This is a genomic window from Bacillus sp. FSL R5-0416, assembly GCF_037975425.1.
Taxonomy (GTDB): Bacteria; Bacillota; Bacilli; order Bacillales; family Bacillaceae; genus Bacillus; species Bacillus subtilis.
This window is the reverse complement of sequence record NZ_CP150252.1, coordinates 4,038,715-4,057,719: the sequence shown is the minus strand read 5'-3', so window position 1 is coordinate 4,057,719 and position 19,005 is coordinate 4,038,715. Positions and strand designations below refer to the sequence as shown.

Sequence of the window (19,005 nt, the reverse complement as noted above, 5' to 3'; positions counted from 1 at the left end):
GTGTCTTTGGAGTTTTTTTATAAAACAGAACAGGCTGAGCGACTGATTTCAGACACCCTGAATAAGCTCTTTCAATTTGACGGCCAGCAAACCCAAGCACTAGAAACCGCAAAATCAGATTTTCAAACGATGAAAAAATATATAGACCAGCTTGAAACCATGTACACCGGTCCGAAAATTGAAATCACAGGCTACAAAAGCGGCTCCATCCTGAAATCGCAGGAGGAAGAAAACATCAACCAAACCTTCGGCGCGATTAACCCGCAAATGAAGCAGGCGGATGATTCTCCGATGGAGATGATGCTGAAGAAATTAGCCGAGAATGAAAAGTCTAAAGTGGATTCAGTTGTCAAAACGGGTGATTCTAAAAAGGTAAGTAAAAATATCATCGTTATCAATGGTAAAGTGTATAATACGAGTGAACATAGAGAACATATAAAAACTGATTTCTCAAATGCAGAGGTTAAGCAAGTCGTTTATAATGATACACTTTACAATGTATACATATCTGGTAATGACATGAAGCTTGAACCTGTCGTCTCGCTTTCGGACATTAAAGTGGATGAGAATGGATATGTGAAAATTTTAGAGACAGCTGTAGAACTTACCGGCGTGTATGATCTTTTTAAGGCAGCCACGGGCAGAGATCCGGTATCAGGCGAAAAAGTCACAGGGAAAGACCGTGTTGTTGCCTCCATAAACTCAGTACCATTTGCCAAAATAGCTAAGTTAGAAAAGTTAATAGATATTAATAAACTTATTAATGATGGGAAAAAGGCTAAGAAGGCCTCGGAAGTTAAAAACGTTGCTAAGGATACGGGTAATGGTGTACCTTCTTATGGAAAGAAGTCAGTACCTAAAGGACTTTACAGAGAAGTACATGGATTCCCAGTTAAAGTAAAGCCAGGTGCTCAAGAGAAACATATTCCTAATACGCCAAATTACAAACAAGAAATAGCAAATGGTAAAAACAAGAGTATTTTCTATGGTGATAATAAAACAGCACAGGAATTGCTTGATAAGTTTGCAGGAAAAGGTCAACTACTACCAAACGGTAAAAAAGAAAGAGTAGACTTTGGTAAACCAATTGGAAAATACTATGATCGTGATACTGGTGAATACATTGAAACTACTAGAGGAATGATTCATTACGGAAAAGACGGAGCGCATATAGTGCCTTCAGAACCATTAAAGAAGTAATAAGAGGAGGATATACATGGAATATGATCCTTTAATAAAAGCGTTAAAAGAGTATAAAGATAGTGACTTGATAATAGAGTGGGATAGTGGATTAAAGATTATTGGTGAACCAGACACACTCTTTGAAACAGACAATGGGTTGGATGACGATGATGTGAATTTTATCGAATATTATGCAGTTACATTTCAAGTAAATGATATTTTAGCTCATCCTACTAGTGAAGAAAGTAGTTTATATAATTGGTTAATACAAAAGAAAGGTTCATTAGTTGAAATTTCACTTTATGATGATCCGCCAAGTGCAGTTTTTTTAACTGACGGAGAAAGTATATGGAAAAGGGATAGTCAAAAATAAAACATATACCTTGATGGGCTAAATTGCCTTTCAAGGTTTTTTACTTTTATATTAAGTCAGCTGATATATTTGATAGTATTTTCGGAAAAATAAAACAAAATATACAAAATGGCTTCCCTCTATAACAAAACAGTCCTCAATAAGTATTCCCTTTAGTCAAAACCCAAAAATGAAAGCGTTGACATCCCTCGAATCTAGTGCTAAAGTATACCTACAAACAAAACGACCCGTCAGGATTGTTACTGCGAAAGCAGGCAAAACCTAAATGGTGCAGGTGCAGGAGGAGACTCTCGCAATCTGTGTCATTTAGGTTTTTTTTATTCTCTTTTAGGAGGTGATGCAGCATTTGATAGAAAAAAAGCTGGTGAAAGGCGGCCACCTTTCATCCAGCAGTCCCCCATAAAAAGGAGGTATACACATGGATTATGATAAATTATCGAAGGACATATTACAACTCGTAGGCGGTGAAGACAACGTTCAGCGCGTGATCCACTGCATGACGAGGCTGCGTTTTAATCTTCATGACAACGCGAAGGCGGATCGCAGTCAGCTGGAGCAGTTGCCTGGAGTGATGGGCACCAATATCAGCGGCGAGCAGTTTCAAATCATTATCGGAAACGATGTGCCGAAGGTGTATCAGGCGATTGTGCGGCACAGCAATCTCAGTGATGAAAAGAGCGCTGGTTCATCCTCTCAGAAAAAGAATGTGCTGAGTGCGGTCTTTGATGTGATTTCTGGTGTGTTTACCCCGATTCTGCCTGCGATTGCGGGAGCGGGGATGATCAAAGGGCTTGTTGCGCTGGCAGTTACGTTTGGCTGGATGGCGGAGAAGAGCCAGGTTCATGTCATTTTGACGGCTGTCGGTGACGGCGCGTTCTACTTCCTGCCGCTCCTGCTAGCGATGAGTGCGGCGAGAAAATTCGGAAGCAACCCGTACGTCGCGGCTGCCATTGCGGCGGCGATCCTGCATCCGGATTTGACAGCCCTGCTCGGTGCGGGGAAACCGATTTCCTTTATCGGGCTTCCTGTAACCGCTGCCACTTATTCGTCAACGGTCATCCCGATTTTGCTGGCGATTTGGATTGCTTCGTACGTAGAAAAATGGATTGACCGTTTTACACACGCATCTCTCAAATTGATTGTGGTTCCGACATTCACGCTATTGATTGTCGTGCCGCTGACATTGATTACAGTCGGTCCGCTTGGCGCTATTTTAGGAGAATACTTGTCTTCTGGGGTCAATTATTTGTTTGATCATGCAGGGCTTGTGGCGATGATTTTGCTGGCGGGTACATTCTCTTTAATCATTATGACGGGCATGCACTATGCCTTTGTGCCGATCATGATCAACAACATCGCTCAAAACGGCCACGATTATTTACTGCCGGCTATGTTTTTGGCGAATATGGGGCAGGCGGGAGCATCATTTGCCGTCTTCCTTCGCTCCAGAAACAAAAAATTTAAATCACTTGCGCTTACCACAAGCATCACGGCGCTGATGGGGATTACAGAACCTGCGATGTACGGCGTGAATATGCGATTGAAAAAGCCGTTTGCGGCCGCTTTGATTGGCGGTGCAGCCGGTGGCGCGTTTTACGGCATGACGGGTGTTGCTTCCTATATCGTCGGGGGGAATGCAGGTCTCCCGAGCATCCCTGTCTTTATCGGCCCAACGTTTATTTACGCGATGATCGGCCTTGTGATTGCGTTTGCGGCGGGAACAGCAGCTGCGTATTTGCTTGGATTCGAGGATGTGCCTTCTGACGGCAGCCAGCAGCCGGCAGTGCATGAGGGCAGCAGAGAGATCATTCACAGCCCGATTAAGGGAGAAGTGAAAGCCTTAAGTGAAGTCAAAGACGGAGTGTTTTCTGCCGGGATCATGGGAAAAGGATTTGCCATTGAGCCTGAAGAAGGAGAAGTTGTGTCGCCTGTTCGTGGAAGCGTTACCACCGTTTTTAAAACAAAACACGCAATTGGCATTACGAGTGATCAGGGAGCTGAAATACTCATACACATTGGATTGGACACGGTAAAGCTGGAGGGACAATGGTTCACGGCTCACGTCAAAGAAGGCGACAAGGTCGCACCGGGAGATCCGCTCGTGTCCTTTGATCTGGAGCAAATCAAAGCCGCGGGATATGACGTCATTACCCCGGTGATTGTGACCAACACAGACCAATATTCGTTTTCGCCGGTGAAAGAGATCGGTAAAGTGCAGCCAAAAGAAGCGCTGCTTGCTTTATCTTAAAAAACTGATGGGGTGATCAATATGAGTTCAAATGCAAAACGATTTCCAGAAGGATTTTTATGGGGCGGCGCAGTTGCTGCCAACCAAGTGGAGGGTGCTTATAACGAGGGTGGTAAGGGGCTTTCGACAGCTGACGTATCGCCGAACGGGATCATGTCTCCATTTGATGAATCAATGACTTCCTTGAATCTGTATCACAACGGGATTGACTTTTATCATCGTTATAAAGAGGATATCGCCTTATTTGCAGAAATGGGATTTAAGGCGTTCCGCACATCGATTGCGTGGACGAGAATTTTTCCGAATGGCGATGAAGAGGAGCCCAATGAAGACGGCCTCAGATTTTATGATGATCTGTTTGATGAGCTGTTAAAGCATCATATTGAGCCTGTCGTAACCATCTCTCATTATGAAATGCCGCTCGGTTTAGTGAAAAATTATGGCGGCTGGAAGAATCGCAAAGTCATAGAGTTTTATGAACGCTATGCCAAAACGGTTTTTAAACGCTATCAACACAAAGTGAAGTATTGGATGACGTTCAATGAAATTAACGTGGTGCTCCATGCGCCGTTTACCGGAGGCGGTCTTGTCTTTGAAGAAGGAGAAAACAAATTAAACGCGATGTACCAGGCGGCACACCACCAATTTGTGGCCAGTGCTCTTGCTGTCAAAGCGGGCCACGACATCATTCCTGATTCGAAAATCGGCTGTATGATAGCGGCAACGACAACCTATCCGATGACTTCTAAGCCGGAGGATGTCTTCGCGGCAATGGAGAATGAGCGCAAAACACTTTTCTTCTCAGATGTTCAGGCAAGAGGCGCATACCCGGGATATATGAAACGCTATCTGGCAGAAAACAATATTGAAATTGAAATGGCTGAAGGCGATGAAGAGCTCATGAAAGAACATACTGTGGATTATATTGGATTCAGCTACTACATGTCGATGGCGGCGAGCACAGATCCGGAAGAGCTTGCAAAATCAGGGGGCAACCTGCTGGGCGGCGTCAAAAACCCTTACCTCAAATCATCAGAATGGGGCTGGCAAATTGATCCGAAAGGCTTGCGCATCACGCTCAACACCTTATACGACCGTTATCAGAAGCCGCTGTTCATTGTTGAAAATGGCCTTGGCGCTGTAGACAAGGTTGAAGAGGACGGCACGATTCAGGACGATTACAGAATCAACTATCTGCGTGATCATTTATTTGAAGCGCGCGAAGCCATTGCGGACGGCGTTGAATTAATCGGATACACATCATGGGGGCCAATTGACCTTGTCAGTGCATCTACTGCGGAAATGAAAAAACGCTACGGTTTCATTTATGTGGACAGGGACAATGAAGGAAATGGAACATTTAACCGCATCAAGAAAAAAAGCTTCAACTGGTATCAGCAGGTTATCGCCACAAACGGAGAGAGTCTCTGACAAATTTTTGAAAACTCATGCGCTTCAATTGACAATAACGAAATGCAGACGGACAATAAAAGAGAAAGATGAACCACCCACAGTCCGAAAGGCGGGAAGAGCATGTTTAACAAAATGTTAGTTGCGATTGACGGATCAGACATGAGTGCAAAAGCGCTTGATGCCGCAGTGCATTTGGCAAAAGAGCAGCAAGCGGAACTAAGCATTCTTCATGTGGGGAGAGAAGCCGTCGTCACGACTTCTTCTCTGACGGGAATTGTCTATGTGCCTGAACACTTTATTGATGAAATCAGGAACGAGGTTAAAAAAGAGGGCCTGAAAATCCTTGAAAATGCAAAAGAAAAAGCAGCCGAAAAAGGCGTTCAAGCTGAAACCATTTACGCGAATGGCGAGCCGGCGCATGAGATACTAAATCACGCAAAAGAGAAAGGCGTCAGCCTGATCGTAGTCGGCAGCCGTGGCATCAGCGGCCTGAAAGAAATGATGCTTGGAAGCGTCAGCCATAAAGTGTCTCAATTATCAACATGCCCGGTTTTGATTGTTCGATAGATTTGTAAAAAAAGCGCCCAAGGGCGCTTTTTTTTATTTAGAATAGAAGTGTTATAATATCTACATGTAAAAAAGAGGAATTCTATGTGTAGATTTCTGAATTCACAAAAAACAGTTTATGCTATGCAGTATTGGAGGTAGAATACGTTTGATGCAACAGGATCTTTCCATATCGTCAAAACAAAAATCAACAGCCGTAATCAAAATGGTCATCTCTATGGTGATTTTCGGCTCCATCGGCTTTTTCTCAGAGCATACCAATCTGCCGTCATTTGAATTGGTCTTTGTCCGCTGCCTTTGCGCGACGCTGTTTTTAGGCCTTTGCTGGCTGGCGTCCGGCCAGTATAAAACTGAAAAATGGAGTAAGAGAGACGTGCTGCAAACATTGGCGTGCGGTTTCTTTCTTGTATTCAACTGGGTGTTTTTATTTAAGTCTTTTGAAGAAACGTCCGTTACAATTGCCATCTCCGTTTATCATCTAGCGCCGGTGCTTGTTCTTCTTCTGGGGAGCTTCCTCTACAGAGAGAAATTAAATGTGATCTCCTTCAGCTCCATTATCATCTGCTTTCTGGGAACTGCGCTGATTTCCGGGATTAACGGCAGCACTTCATTGACACAGCTGATGGGATCAGGGATCATATGGGCAGTTCTCGCCGCACTGTTTTATGCGTTCACCACTTTATTGGGAAAAGGCATTCACAATCTCAGTCCTTACACGACCACCTTCTTGCAGACGGGTTTAGGGGTTATCATCCTGATTCCGTTTATTCGCTTTGGCGCTTTTGCTGACCTATCTCAGGGAAACTGGATTATGGTGGTATCTACCGGCATCATCCATACGGGTATTGTATATTTGTTGTTTTTTGACAGTTTACGATTTTTATCAACGAAATTTATTTCAATCATTGTATTTCTCGACCCCGCTGTCGCGATCGTGCTCGATACCGTCTTCACAGGCTTCCGCCCTGACCTCTATCAAACGCTTGGCATCGTGCTGATCTTTGCGGGCATGGCCTTGACGCTTGTCAGGAGGCAGGGGAAGGCGAATGTGACAGCTGAGGGTACGGATATTGAACAAATGCAATAATGGAAAATGTAAAAAGGCCTATGCGGCCTTTTTTTATTTTAGGTCAATAGACTCTCGTTAATCCTTAAAATAAGATAAATTTTCTAGAAAAATATTGTAATAATATTTCAGTCTAGTTAAGATTATTGAGTGAATATTACTTTTATTACAAAAGGAGAGAGAAAATGAAAAAAAGAAAGAGGCGAAACTTTAAAAGGTTCATAGCAGCATTTTTAGTGTTGGCTTTAATCATTTCATTAGTGCCAGCCGATGTACTAGCAAAAACCACAGAAGAAGAGAATGGAAATCGTATTGCTGCCGATGATCCAGAAGAAACTCTTCAGAAAGAACAAACTGAGGAAGCTGTACCTTTTGATCCAAAAGATATAAACAAAGAGGGTGAGATCACCTCTGAAAGAACAGAAAATACAAAACTCTATTATGAAGGTGACGGTGTCTATAAACAGGAAGTATATCTTGATCCTATTCATACAAAGGAAACACCTGATGCCGACTGGGAAGACATTTCTCCTGAGTTAAAAGAGTCGACAAGCAAACAAGTCGAGACAGAGAACGCCATTTTGAATTCAGATTTTCAAAAGCAAATGAAGAACGGGCTTTACGCGACTTTTGAGCATAATGACCATAAGGTTACATATTCACTTGTAGAAGCGAAAGGCCCGAATAAAACTTCACTTACTCCGAAAGATACCTCAGCAGATTATAAGACTGACAGTAATGAGATTGTGTATCCGGATGTTTTTCCGAATATTGCTCTTCAGACTTTCACATTCAATGAAAACATAAAAGAAGATTTAGTCCTTCATCAGTATAATGGATACAACACATTTACATTTCAGTTAAAAACCGATTTGCAGGCTAAAGAACAAGAGGATGGATCCATTGATTTTTCTGATGAAAAAGGAAAAGTTGTTTTTTCTGTGCCTAAGCCTTTTATGACGGATTCAAAACTAGATGAGCTTTCCGGCGAGGTTGAACGGTCAGACAAAGTCAGCTATAAGCTGGAAAAGAATGAAGAAGGGTATTTGCTTCATCTTACGGCTGACGAGAACTGGCTGAAAGACCCAGAACGCGTATATCCAGTATCTATCGACCCGTCAACTTCTTTATCTGTTTCATCGGATACGTTTGTCATGAGTGCCTACCCGACGACGAACTATTCGGCCTCCTCACAAAAATGGGATGCTAATTTAAAGGCCTATGTACTGAAAACGGGCTATTATGACAAAACAACAGGCACAAACTATGCGTTCATGAAATTTAACAACCTAAAGCCAATTCAAAATATGACTGTCACTAAAGCGACATTAAAAACATACGTAGCCCATTCCTATTATGGAACAAAGGCAACCGGGCTTTGGCTGGATACGGTCAACAGCAATTATGATAATGCAAAAGTGACATGGAACACCAAACCGGCATCTAAAAATATCGGAAAAGCCGACGTCCATAAAGGACAGTGGGCGAGTTATGATGTGACCGCTGCTGTAAAGTCATGGAACTCCGGCGGGGCCAACTATGGATTTAAGCTTCATACAAACGGAAACGGCAAGGAATATTGGAAAAAACTAATTTCTTCAGCGAACTCCGCCAATAAACCATATATTGAAGTGACGTATACCATTCCAAAGGGAAACACACCTACAATCAAAGCCTATCACAACGGCGATTCCACTGGTTATTTCGATATCAGCTGGAAAAAGGTTGAAGGCGCAAAAGGATATAAAGTATGGATTTACAATGGTAAGGAATATCAAGCGATTTCTGCAGGCAACGTCACGTCGTGGAGCACAAAAGGTAAAAAAATCTGGCCTACGAGCGCAGAAATTGCCTCCAAGAGATATAAACTGCATCTGGACGGCAAGGATGGAGCTGAATTGGCATTAGATCCATCCCCGGTCTATAAGAATTCCGGCGGAAGCTATGCTACAAGCAAAAACTATTGGATTGGCGTCAGTGCGATATTTGACCAAGGTGAAGGAGCGATGTCCGCACCGGCAAAGCCCGTTATCCCTAATGTAGGAAAAGCACAAGCACCGTCTGCAAAGGGCTACAATAATGGGAATGCCACAGGATACTTCGACCTTTCTTGGAAAGCTGTATCCGGTGCAACCGGCTATAAGGTTCAGGTGTTCAATGGGAAAGGCTTTGAGACACTTGATCTCGGAAATCAGACGTCTTGGACCACAAAAGGGAAAAAGATCTGGCCGACAAGTGCAGAAATCAAGGCGGGAAAATATGCTCTTCACCTAAAGGACGGAAGCGGAGCAGAGCTGCCGATCAATCCCGGACCAACCTATAAAAACGCCGGGGGAGATGGAGCCAAAAAAAATTACTCGTTTAAAATTATCGCATACAACAAAGACGGCGAAGCCATTGCATCCCCGGCTGCTAACCCGGCACTTCCTGATATCGCTAGGCCAAAGAATGTAACTGGCTATTTGTATACAAATACAAAATCGAGTCAAACGGGTTATGTGAATTTGATATGGGAAAAGGTTCAAAATGCGAAAGGCTATAAAGTTAACATTTACAACGGTAAGGAATATCAGTCCTTTGATGTGGGTGACGCGGATCATTGGACAACCCAAAATAAAAACATTTGGCCGACTTCTGAGGAAATCAAAGCCGGAAGCTATAAGCTTCATACAGATGGAAAAGGCGGGGAATTAGCCCTCGATCCATCACCTGTCTATAACAATGCAAATGGGAATTACAAAGGGAAGAAGAATTATTCTTTCACGCTTGTCGCCTATGATGCGAATGGTGAAACGATTCCAACGGCGCCCTTTAACCCAACGTTCCATGAAGGCGCAGAATTCCTTGGGACAGAAGAATACTGGTCTATCATTGATATCCCAAGCGGCCAGTTAAATGGTGCGACAGGCAATGTCATTGTGAATGAAGAAGATTTGTCAATTGACGGACGCGGTCCGGGACTTGGCTTATCGAGAACCTACAACAGTCTTGACAGCTCTGATCACTTATTTGGACAAGGCTGGTATGCTGATGCAGAAACATCTGTCATCTCAACGGATGGCGGGGCAATGTATATCGATGAAGACGCTACGACACATCGATTCACGAAAAAAGCCGATGGCACGTATCAGCCGCCGACCGGTGTATATCTTGAATTAACAGAAACAGCTGATCAGTTCATATTAAAAACAAAGGATCAAACCAATGCTTATTTCAATAAAAAAGGCGGCAAACTCCAAAAAGTAGTGGATGGCCACAACAATGCAACTGTCTATACTTACAATGACAAAAATCAACTGACCGCCATTACAGATGCATCAGGCCGCAAGCTTACATTTACCTATGATGAAAACGGCCATGTGACTTCCATCACAGGACCTAAGAATAAGAAAGTCACCTACTCATATGAGAATGATTTGCTGAAGAAGGTTACAGATACAGACGGGACTGTTACAAGCTATGACTATGATGGCGAAGGACGCCTTGTCAAACAGTATTCAGCCAACAGTACCGAAGCAAAGCCTGTCTTTACCGAATATCAGTATAGCGGACACCGTCTCGAAAAAGCGATCAACGCTAAAAAAGAAACATATGTCTACAGCTATGATGCTGATAAAAAGACACTTCTCATGACACAGCCAAATGGCCGGAAGGTACAGTATGGCTATAATGAAGCGGGAAATCCGATTCAGGTCATTGATGATGCTGAAGGGCTAAAAATTACAACGAATACAAAATATGAAGGCAACAATGTCGTAGAAGATGTCGATCCAAACGACGTGGGCACCGGAAAAGCAACGGAAAGCTATCAATATGACAAAGATGGCAACGTTACGTCGGTTAAAGACGCATATGGAACTGAGACATACGAATATAACAAAAACAACGATGTCACAAAAATGAAGGATACCGAGGGCAATGTCACGGATATTGCTTATGACGGACTGGATGCTGTATCCGAAACCGATCAGAGCGGAAAATCATCGTCAGCAGCCGTTTATGATAAATACGGAAATCAGATTCAATCCAGCAAAGATTTATCAGCTTCAACTAATATTTTGAAAGATGGAAGCTTTGAAGCGCAAAAATCCGGCTGGAATCTGACTGCCTCTAAAGACAGCGGCAAAATTTCAGTCATCGCCGATAAAAGCGGAGTTCTTTCTGGATCAAAGGCATTGGAAGTCTTGAGCCAATCAACGTCTGCAGGAACCGATCACGGGTATTCCTCAGCGACTCAAACAGTTGAACTGGAGCCGAATACAACCTATACATTAAGCGGGAAAATCAAAACGGATCTAGCGAAATCAAGAGCCTACTTTAACATTGATCTGCGAGACAAAGATCAAAAACGAATTCAATGGATTCACAATGAATACAGTGCATTAGCCGGAAAAAATGACTGGACAAAACGGCAAATCACTTTTACGACTCCAGCGAATGCAGGAAAAGCCGTTGTGTATATGGAAGTCGATCATAAAGATAAAGATGGCAAAGGAAAAGCATGGTTTGATGAAGTCCAGCTGGAAAAAGGCGAAGTATCATCAAGCTATAACCCAGTTCAAAACAGCAGCTTCACATCAGCAACGGAAAACTGGAATGTAAGCGGGGCATCCGTTGATTCTGAAGAAGGCTTTAATGATGATGTATCATTAAAAGCTGCCCGGACCAGTGCGTCCCAAGCCGGATCAGTAACAAAACAAACCGTTGTCTTAGGGCAAAGCGCAAATGACAAACCGGTTTATCTCACACTGACAGGAATGTCGAAAGCAAGCAGCGTCAAATTTACAGATGAAAAAGACTATTCTCTGCAGGCGAATGTCACTTACGCTGACGGCAGCACAGGCGTCTACAATGCGAAATTCCCTTCTGGAACACAGGAATGGAACCGAGCAGCTGTCGTCATCCCTAAAACAAAGCCGATCAATAAAGTCGATATCAGTATTCTGTTCCAAAAGAGTGCGACAGGCACAGTCTGGTTTGATGATATCCGTTTGATTGAAGGAAGCCTTCTAACAAAAAGCACGTATGACAGTAATGGTAACTATGTGACCAAGGAAGAAGATGAACTAGGATACTCTACTTCAACTGATTACGATGAAACTGGTAAGAAAACGTCTGAAACAGATGCAAAAGGTGAAAAAACAACCTATACGTATGATCAGGCAGACCAATTGACAAACATGACGCTCTCTAACGGCACGTCTATCCTTCACAGCTATGATAAGGAAGGCAATGAGGTAAGCAAAACCATCCGGGCGGGAGCAGATCAAACCTATAAATACGAATATGATGTGATGGGCAAGCTTGTCAAAACAACTGATCCTCTGGGCAATGTGTTAGCAAGCGAATATGATGCCAACAGCAACCTGACCAAAACCATTTCACCGAATGGCAACGAAGTGTCTCTTTCTTATGATGGAACAGACCGGGTGAAATCAAAGTCGTATAACGGTACAGAAAAGTACAATTTCACGTATGACAAAAATGGAAATGAAACGTCGGTCGTCAATAAAGAGCAGAACACCACAAAGAAACGGACATTTGACAACAAAAACCGTTTAACCGAATTGACAGACCGCGGCGGCAGCCAAACTTGGACATATCCTAGTGACTCCGATAAGCTGAAAACCTTCTCGTGGAGCCATGGGGACCAAAAAGGAACGAATCAATTTACGTATAACAAGCTGGATCAAATGATTGAGATGAAAGACAGTACATCTTCATATTCATTTGATTATGATGAAAATGGCAACGTCCAAACCTTTATTACGGGCAACGGCGGCGGAACAAGTTTTTCATATGACGAAAGAAACCTTGTAAGCTCGCTGCATATCGGTGACAAAAACGGCGGAAACATTCTGACGGAAAGCTATGAATATGATGCCAACGGCAATCGCACAACGATAAACAGCTCAGCAAGCGGCAAGGTGCAATATGAGTATGGGAAGCTGAATCAGCTTGTCAAAGAAACCCATGAAGACGGTACTGTCATTGAATACACATATGATGGATTCGGGAACCGGAAAACCGTTACAACTGTAAAAGACGGCTCAAGCAAAACGGTGAACGCTTCCTTCAACATCATGAACCAGCTGACAAAAGTCAATGATGAAAGCATCTCTTACGATAAAAACGGCAACCGCACATCCGACGGCAAATTCACATATACGTGGGATGCAGAAGATAACCTGACCGCCGTTACCAAAAAAGGCGAAGACAAGCCATTCGCAACATATAAGTATGACGAAAAAGGAAACAGAATCCAAAAAACCGTCAACGGAAAAGTCACGAACTACTTCTACGACGGAGACAGCTTGAACGTCTTGTATGAAACAGACGCGGACAACAACGTCACAAAATCATACACGTACGGAGACAGCGGCCAGCTGTTATCCTACACAGAAAATGGTAAGAAATATTTCTATCACTACAACGCTCACGGCGACATCATCGCGATCTCAGACAGCACCGGAAAAACGGTTGCAAAATATCAATACGATGCGTGGGGAAATCCAACAAAAACCGAAGCAAGCGATGAAGTGAAAGATAACCGTTACCGCTACGCAGGCTACCAATACGACGAAGAAACCGGCCTGTACTACCTCATGGCCCGCTACTACGAGCCAAGAAACGGCGTGTTCCTATCGCTCGACCCAGACCCGGGCAGCGACGGCGACTCATTGGATCAGAATGGGTATGCTTATGGAAATAATAACCCGGTGATGAATGTTGATCCGGATGGGCATTGGGTTTGGATGGTAGCAGGTGCTTTAATTGGAGGAGTCTCTTCTTACAAAGCTGCCAAGGCAAAGGGAGCAAGAGGTTGGAGATTAGTTGGATCTGTAGCCTTAGGTGCTGCTGGCGGAGCAATCGGAGGAAACTATCTAAGAGTAGGGCGTACTCTATTTAAAGCTGGAAAATTATCTAAAACGTATTGGAATGCTAGAAAAGTCGCAAAGGCAAACAAAGGTGTGATTAAAAGGGCTAAAACTAATAAAGGTTGGGTAGTTACTACTAAAAAACATACAGTAAGGTTAATGGGGAAAAATTCTGGTCAACGAAAGAAACCATACTATAGAATGTCAGTTAGAAATAAAGGTCCTTTAAATGCAAAAGGGCATTTCTCAAATAATCCTGCTGAGACTCATATAAAGTTAAGATGGTCATCATATAGAAATATAAATAAACGCTTGCGCAATAAGTCACACAGAAGATAATAGTATTAATATAATTAAATCTATAAATCAAATGTAAAGATCATTTAGGGATTAATAATAGCAATTAACATAGTTAGAGATGCAGATGGTTATTCAGGTGGATTCTATTTAAGAATCTTGTCTAAGTTTCCATCTGCATTTACAAACATTTTACTTAATTAAAGTGAGGAGAATGTTATAACATGAACAGTATTGAGCAATGGATAGATTATATAAATCACGATGTTAATTGCTTTATGTACGATATTAATTTTGAATACCTAGAGAATAGATTAACTCTTTATCTTAAGTTATATGAAGAAGAAGAAAAAGCCACTTTAAAAGAAATTTCATTTAAGGATATAAGTGGAATTTATTGCGATTTTAGTGTTCATAACAAGTTTGATAAAACTATACCCATTGATACTAATTGGTACCTTGAAGAAATCAGTTATTTCAAAGAAGGAATTGGAAAACTACAAAATGGTATATTAGGTAATCAAGTCTTAAATGCTAATTTTCTTATAGAAATTAACGGGACTTTACTTGCTATAGAATCTAAATGTGTATCCTTTGATTCTAAAGAATATCAAGCGTTTAATGATTATGAAAAAACTGAAAAAAAACAAAAAAATAATATAGTGGCTGGGATCAAGAAATTTTTTCAAGGAGGCAGGATTTAAGTGAATAATCCAATACAAAAGCATCTGATTGATTCGGAATTCACCATATTAAAAACAGATTTTCAGTTCTTTAAAAAAGAATTTATTCTTTATTTAGAAATGGATACGAAGGGAAAGAAGCAGCAGCATCGTATTTTATTCAAGAATGTATCATCATTATTTTTTTATGCCGGCAAGGAATCGTCTTTAAAAGATGTTGCTTATGGGGAAAAATGGATTTTGAATTCATTCTCTTACTATCCGAAGGGTATTGGAACATTATATCACCCTTTAATTGAAGATTATGAATCGAATGCAAACGTTTTGATTGGAATTAATCAAGCTGTCTATGCAGTTGAAACTGAAAGGGTTTTCTTTGATTCAACTGAAATATATGCCTCAACATAGAGGTGATCGTAATAATGAAGTAAATAAACGAGTAAGAGGACTTATCTCACCATTTCAAACCTAGGAGCATAACAAATGAAAAAATTAAAAATGAATAAAATTATCAACATGGACACCCAAGATTGTTTTTTCCATGCTGATCCACTGGGGCGTGTCTACATTGGAAAAGGTGTGAAAGGTGATGTGACCATCTCAATCTATGATCCTTCCGGTGATATTCGGGTTTTTAAAGTGAAAGAGCAGATTTCATACAGTGATATCCTGCTCTTTCAACAATGTGCAGATGGCTATGTCTTCGTTTATTACGAATCGTACGAGCCGAAGGTAAAGGTTTTTTCAGAAGAGGGAAGGGTGAAAAGTGCTTTTCACTTGCCTTCAGGGGTTTCCTGCTGTCTTTTGGATGAGAAACAAAACCTTTGGGTCGGTTTAAATGATGAAGGCATTTATGATGATGAAAATCCCAACGGCCATAGTGTGTGGTGTTTTACGTTAGATGGTCAGCAGAAGGAAATACACATTGATAGAAAGCTCGAAGAAATGGATGCGCCGGCTGTAGATGATTGTTATGGACTTGCAGAAAAAAACGGCTTGATTTATATGCTGTATTACGGAGATGCAGTCATTGCCGCGTTTGACGACACGGTCGTGAGACGGGTATGGATTCTGTCGGATAAAGAGCCGAACTCAGAAGCATTTTATCAGCTTGCGATATCTGAAGAAGGTTTTTTGGTTGGGACGTTCAATTGTTACAGTGAAGAGCTTGAGTCGTCTCTTTATTTGATTTCTGCCGATGTGAGTCAAGAGATGGAAGAGATAACATGCTGTGACTCGAACGGTGAAGCCCTAGACGTTCAACAGCTGAAACTGACAAGTAACGCTGTTTACGCAGTGGCCTCATCTGGTGTTTATAAGCAGGATGTCCAATAAGGTGTAGGGATGAGATTATGATGAATTGGCGCGCTTTAAGTCAGACAAAACAAGACCGCATCTGGTCAGAAGTGAACAAGATCATAAAATGGAAACCCGGAAGCAGATGTCATCACATCATCCCGTCTGATCCATATCAAGTGTTTGATATTTCTAGCGGGATGAGCGGTAAAGCCAGTAATGATGATGTGGTCAGAGTGCTGAATGATTTAGAGACTTCGATTTTAAAAGCATTTCAATCATGTACTGGAAAACACGATGTGATGTACGCATTAGACTGGCAGCATGTCGGATATATCTTTAGCCCTCATCAGACAATGCCTCAGGATGAATTTGGTGAATGGCCTGTTCCGGTATTTCCAAACGGAGACTATTATTTCTTCTTTCATCAGGACTTCTCTTGGGGACTTTTGGGAGACCCGTGGAAATGTACAATCACAGTGTTTGGTGAGGAGCTGTTGGAGGCGATTGATCATGATCCGCCTATCTTGTTTCAAGATAAATGAGATTGTTGCGAAGGGAGGGGATCAGCATGTTTGAAAAACTGAGAAAAAGACAGCAAGAGCTTGAAGAAAAGGCATACCCTGATGAACTGTACGAATTTGAAGCGGAAATCTATGAGTTTTTTATGCTTGTTGATGGCAGTTTGGATTATGTGCTGGCGAATAAAAGGATGCCCCGGCATCAGCGGCGTACGTTGGAGAAAAGCTTTTTTGAGCTTTATCCTGACATACTTCCGGGTATGATCAAAAACGATAAAGATCTGTATCAGCACATTCTCTTGTATGAACAAGTCAGACAAGAGATTTGCGTTGCGCTATCCAACTGATAAGGGGAAGATTTTATGGAAATAACCTCTATAAGCAGTATCGGAAATTTAGATATGGTCGATCTAAAGCCTGACCAAATTGTTATGTCGTGTGAACTTGAAGATGCAGAGTCGTTTTATCGTGTATGGCAAGGGCTTGCCTATGAGCGAATTATGATACAGGTGATAACGACTGGTTCATTTATAGAAGACCTATCCAAGTACTTTGAAGGTTATGCTTACAAGGTGACGAAGCTGGCGAAACGAGAATTTCATTTTCAATCTGTATTACAGAAAGCAGACCGGGACATTGCAGGCTTTCTCTTTCTGTTAGCTTCTATTAATGACGATGTTTTTCTGATCACTGATCCTCAACCGGATAAAAGCTATTTTTCCGATGGGAAGCTCCAATGCCTAACAGACTCAGGCGAACGGATCATGTGGTTTGAATATGATGCTGTTGACATTTATATGGTTGGCGGTAACTAAAAAGAGGAGGAATCCATGTTTGAATATCACACAATACGAGAAATTGAAAAAGCATCTTTCTGATGCGGATACAGGTCCATTTACATTAAACGAGTTTTCGTTCTATATGAAAGAAGATGATCGTTATATACATATTCCTGTGTTTGAATTAAAACTATCAGCTCAAACCTGTGACATTCATTTACGGTTTGAAGACGTTAGTGCATCAAAGCTGGATGATCTTGAATCCATCGATTCTGTTGCATTGGAGATTGTACCGACTGACGATCAATGGGAAAGACTCCGTTATTATGTGTATGACGAAGAAAACCAAATAAGCTTCTATTGCGGAGGTTGGGATGTGATCAAGTGTGACAAGAAGTCACACTAATTTTCCCCTTCTTGAGACTCTCCCCTCATTTTTATTCCTCAACGCCATTTTTTTCTCCCTTCAGTCATCATAAAGAAACAATCACCGAGTATGCATTAATGTATGCGTTTTCATAGAGGGGGAGTCTTGATGAAAAAATGGATGGCAGCGGTTTTTGTGATGATGCTGATGCTGTGTTTTGGCGGGATTGAGAATGTGAAGGCGGCGGAGCCGAAGGTGTATCAGTTTGACTTTGGAAGCGGTTCGATGGAGCCTGGTTATATTGGTGTCAGGGCGTCTGATCGGTATGACCGGTCAAAGGGCTACGGTTTTCAAACACCGGAGAATATGAGGGATGTGGCGGCATCCGGGACTGGTGTGAAGAGTGATGCGGTTCAGTTTTTAGCGTATGGGACGAAAAGCAATAACACGTTTAATGTGGATCTCCCGAATGGCCTTTATGAGGTGAAGGTGACGCTTGGCAATACGGCAAGGGCCAGTGTGGCGGCGGAGGGCGTGTTTCAGGTCATTAATATGACAGGGGATGGCGCGGAGGATACGTTCCAAATTCCCGTCACCGACGGGCAGCTGAATCTGCTGGTGACAGAGGGGAAAGCTGGCACCGCTTTTACGCTTAGCGCCTTGAAAATAAAGAAATTGTCTGATCAGCCGGTGACGAACCGAACCATTTATATCGGAGGCGACTCGACGGTGTGCAATTATTATCCGCTCAACAGCAGCAAGCAGGCGGGCTGGGGGCAGATGCTGCCTCACTATATCGATAAACATACCTTTCAAGTGAGAAACATGGCGTCTGGCGGGCAGATCGCGAGAGGGTTCAGAAATGATGGACAGCTTGAGGCGATCCTGAAGTACATCAAGCCGGGGGATTATTTTATCTTGCAGCTTGGCATTAATGACACAAATCCGAAGCATAATGAATCTGAAGCGGAATTTAAAGAGATGATGCGTGATATGATTCGTCAGGTGAAAGCGAAAGGAGCGGACGTCATCCTATCAACACCCCAGGGCCGGGCGACCGATTTTACTTCTGAGGGCATCCATTCGTCTGTAAATAGATGGTACAGGGCTTCTATTTTAGCTTTGGCCGAAGAGGAAAAAACACACCTCATTGACTTAAATGTCCTCAGCTCGGCATACTTTACATCGATCGGTCCGGAAAGAACACTCGGGCTTTATATGGATGGAGATACGCTGCACCCGAACCGCACGGGGGCCGACGCACTGGCGCGATTGGCTGTTCAAGAGCTAAAACGCCAGGGAATCGATGGCTTTTAACACGTCATTTTTTCGACA

The 19,005-nt window shown here is 42.5% G+C and carries 13 protein-coding genes and 3 pseudogenes; all 16 read left to right on the top strand.

Going from position 1 to position 19,005, the window contains the following annotated elements:
* Positions 1–21 precede the first annotated feature (21 nt).
* Positions 22–1,200 (top strand): annotated as a pseudogene (locus NYE20_RS21365) (polymorphic toxin type 50 domain-containing protein); the annotation flags it as partial.
* 16 nt (positions 1,201–1,216) lie between these two features.
* A complete protein-coding gene (locus NYE20_RS21360) occupies positions 1,217–1,555 on the top strand; it encodes a hypothetical protein (RefSeq protein ID WP_015250873.1) in 339 nt (112 codons plus the stop codon).
* Between the two features lie 418 nt (positions 1,556–1,973).
* Positions 1,974–3,803: a PTS beta-glucoside transporter subunit IIABC gene (gene bglP, locus NYE20_RS21355; RefSeq protein WP_064671749.1), complete on the top strand. Its 1,830-nt coding sequence runs from the start codon at positions 1,974–1,976 to the stop codon at positions 3,801–3,803.
* A 21-nt stretch (positions 3,804–3,824) separates the two neighbouring features.
* Positions 3,825–5,234, top strand: coding sequence for an aryl-phospho-beta-d-glucosidase (bglH, locus tag NYE20_RS21350; protein WP_064671750.1), 1,410 nt, complete (start codon positions 3,825–3,827; stop codon positions 5,232–5,234).
* A gap of 102 nt (positions 5,235–5,336) precedes the next feature.
* A complete protein-coding gene (locus NYE20_RS21345) occupies positions 5,337–5,783 on the top strand; it encodes a universal stress protein (RefSeq protein ID WP_003227162.1) in 447 nt (148 codons plus the stop codon).
* Between the two features lie 151 nt (positions 5,784–5,934).
* Entirely contained in the window at positions 5,935–6,870 is a 936-nt protein-coding gene (locus NYE20_RS21340; protein ID WP_161621769.1) for a DMT family transporter, read from the top strand.
* Positions 6,871–7,034: 164 nt separating this feature from the next.
* Positions 7,035–14,066, top strand: coding sequence for a tRNA nuclease WapA (gene wapA, locus NYE20_RS21335; protein ID WP_339184040.1), 7,032 nt, complete (start codon positions 7,035–7,037; stop codon positions 14,064–14,066).
* Between the two features lie 182 nt (positions 14,067–14,248).
* Positions 14,249–14,728: a hypothetical protein gene (locus tag NYE20_RS21330; protein ID WP_043940235.1), complete on the top strand. Its 480-nt coding sequence runs from the start codon at positions 14,249–14,251 to the stop codon at positions 14,726–14,728.
* Complete coding sequence (locus NYE20_RS21325; protein ID WP_014481357.1) at positions 14,729–15,115, top strand: hypothetical protein; 387 nt, start codon at positions 14,729–14,731, stop codon at positions 15,113–15,115.
* A gap of 75 nt (positions 15,116–15,190) precedes the next feature.
* A pseudogene (locus NYE20_RS21320) lies at positions 15,191–15,517 on the top strand (DNA-binding protein); the annotation flags it as partial.
* A gap of 72 nt (positions 15,518–15,589) precedes the next feature.
* Complete coding sequence (locus NYE20_RS21315; RefSeq protein ID WP_072175368.1) at positions 15,590–16,042, top strand: hypothetical protein; 453 nt, start codon at positions 15,590–15,592, stop codon at positions 16,040–16,042.
* 17 nt (positions 16,043–16,059) lie between these two features.
* Positions 16,060–16,548, top strand: a complete 489-nt coding sequence (locus tag NYE20_RS21310; protein WP_072175328.1) for a DUF2716 domain-containing protein — start codon at positions 16,060–16,062, stop codon at positions 16,546–16,548.
* A 26-nt stretch (positions 16,549–16,574) separates the two neighbouring features.
* Positions 16,575–16,871, top strand: a complete 297-nt coding sequence (locus tag NYE20_RS21305; protein ID WP_017697289.1) for a YxiJ family protein — start codon at positions 16,575–16,577, stop codon at positions 16,869–16,871.
* Between the two features lie 15 nt (positions 16,872–16,886).
* Complete coding sequence (locus NYE20_RS21300) at positions 16,887–17,339, top strand: hypothetical protein (protein ID WP_014481350.1); 453 nt, start codon at positions 16,887–16,889, stop codon at positions 17,337–17,339.
* A 19-nt stretch (positions 17,340–17,358) separates the two neighbouring features.
* Positions 17,359–17,487 (top strand): annotated as a pseudogene (locus NYE20_RS21295) (hypothetical protein); the annotation flags it as partial.
* A gap of 351 nt (positions 17,488–17,838) precedes the next feature.
* On the top strand, positions 17,839–18,987 hold the full coding sequence (locus NYE20_RS21290; protein ID WP_095010522.1) for a GDSL-type esterase/lipase family protein: 1,149 nt from the start codon (positions 17,839–17,841) through the stop codon (positions 18,985–18,987).
* The last annotated feature ends 18 nt before the right edge of the window (positions 18,988–19,005 follow it).

What these genes read in the sequence shown, in the direction of transcription:
- NYE20_RS21345 (WP_003227162.1), top strand. Translation starts at nt 5,337, where the DNA reads ATGTTTAACAAAATGTTAGTTGCGATTGACGGATCAGACATGAGTGCA.
- NYE20_RS21340 (WP_161621769.1), top strand. Translation starts at nt 5,935, where the DNA reads ATGCAACAGGATCTTTCCATATCGTCAAAACAAAAATCAACAGCCGTA.
- NYE20_RS21290 (WP_095010522.1), top strand. Translation starts at nt 17,839, where the DNA reads ATGAAAAAATGGATGGCAGCGGTTTTTGTGATGATGCTGATGCTGTGT.
- NYE20_RS21330 (WP_043940235.1), top strand. Translation starts at nt 14,249, where the DNA reads ATGAACAGTATTGAGCAATGGATAGATTATATAAATCACGATGTTAAT.
- NYE20_RS21305 (WP_017697289.1), top strand. Translation starts at nt 16,575, where the DNA reads ATGTTTGAAAAACTGAGAAAAAGACAGCAAGAGCTTGAAGAAAAGGCA.
- NYE20_RS21310 (WP_072175328.1), top strand. Translation starts at nt 16,060, where the DNA reads ATGATGAATTGGCGCGCTTTAAGTCAGACAAAACAAGACCGCATCTGG.
- bglP (WP_064671749.1), top strand. Translation starts at nt 1,974, where the DNA reads ATGGATTATGATAAATTATCGAAGGACATATTACAACTCGTAGGCGGT.
- NYE20_RS21300 (WP_014481350.1), top strand. Translation starts at nt 16,887, where the DNA reads ATGGAAATAACCTCTATAAGCAGTATCGGAAATTTAGATATGGTCGAT.
- NYE20_RS21360 (WP_015250873.1), top strand. Translation starts at nt 1,217, where the DNA reads ATGGAATATGATCCTTTAATAAAAGCGTTAAAAGAGTATAAAGATAGT.
- wapA (WP_339184040.1), top strand. Translation starts at nt 7,035, where the DNA reads ATGAAAAAAAGAAAGAGGCGAAACTTTAAAAGGTTCATAGCAGCATTT.
- bglH (WP_064671750.1), top strand. Translation starts at nt 3,825, where the DNA reads ATGAGTTCAAATGCAAAACGATTTCCAGAAGGATTTTTATGGGGCGGC.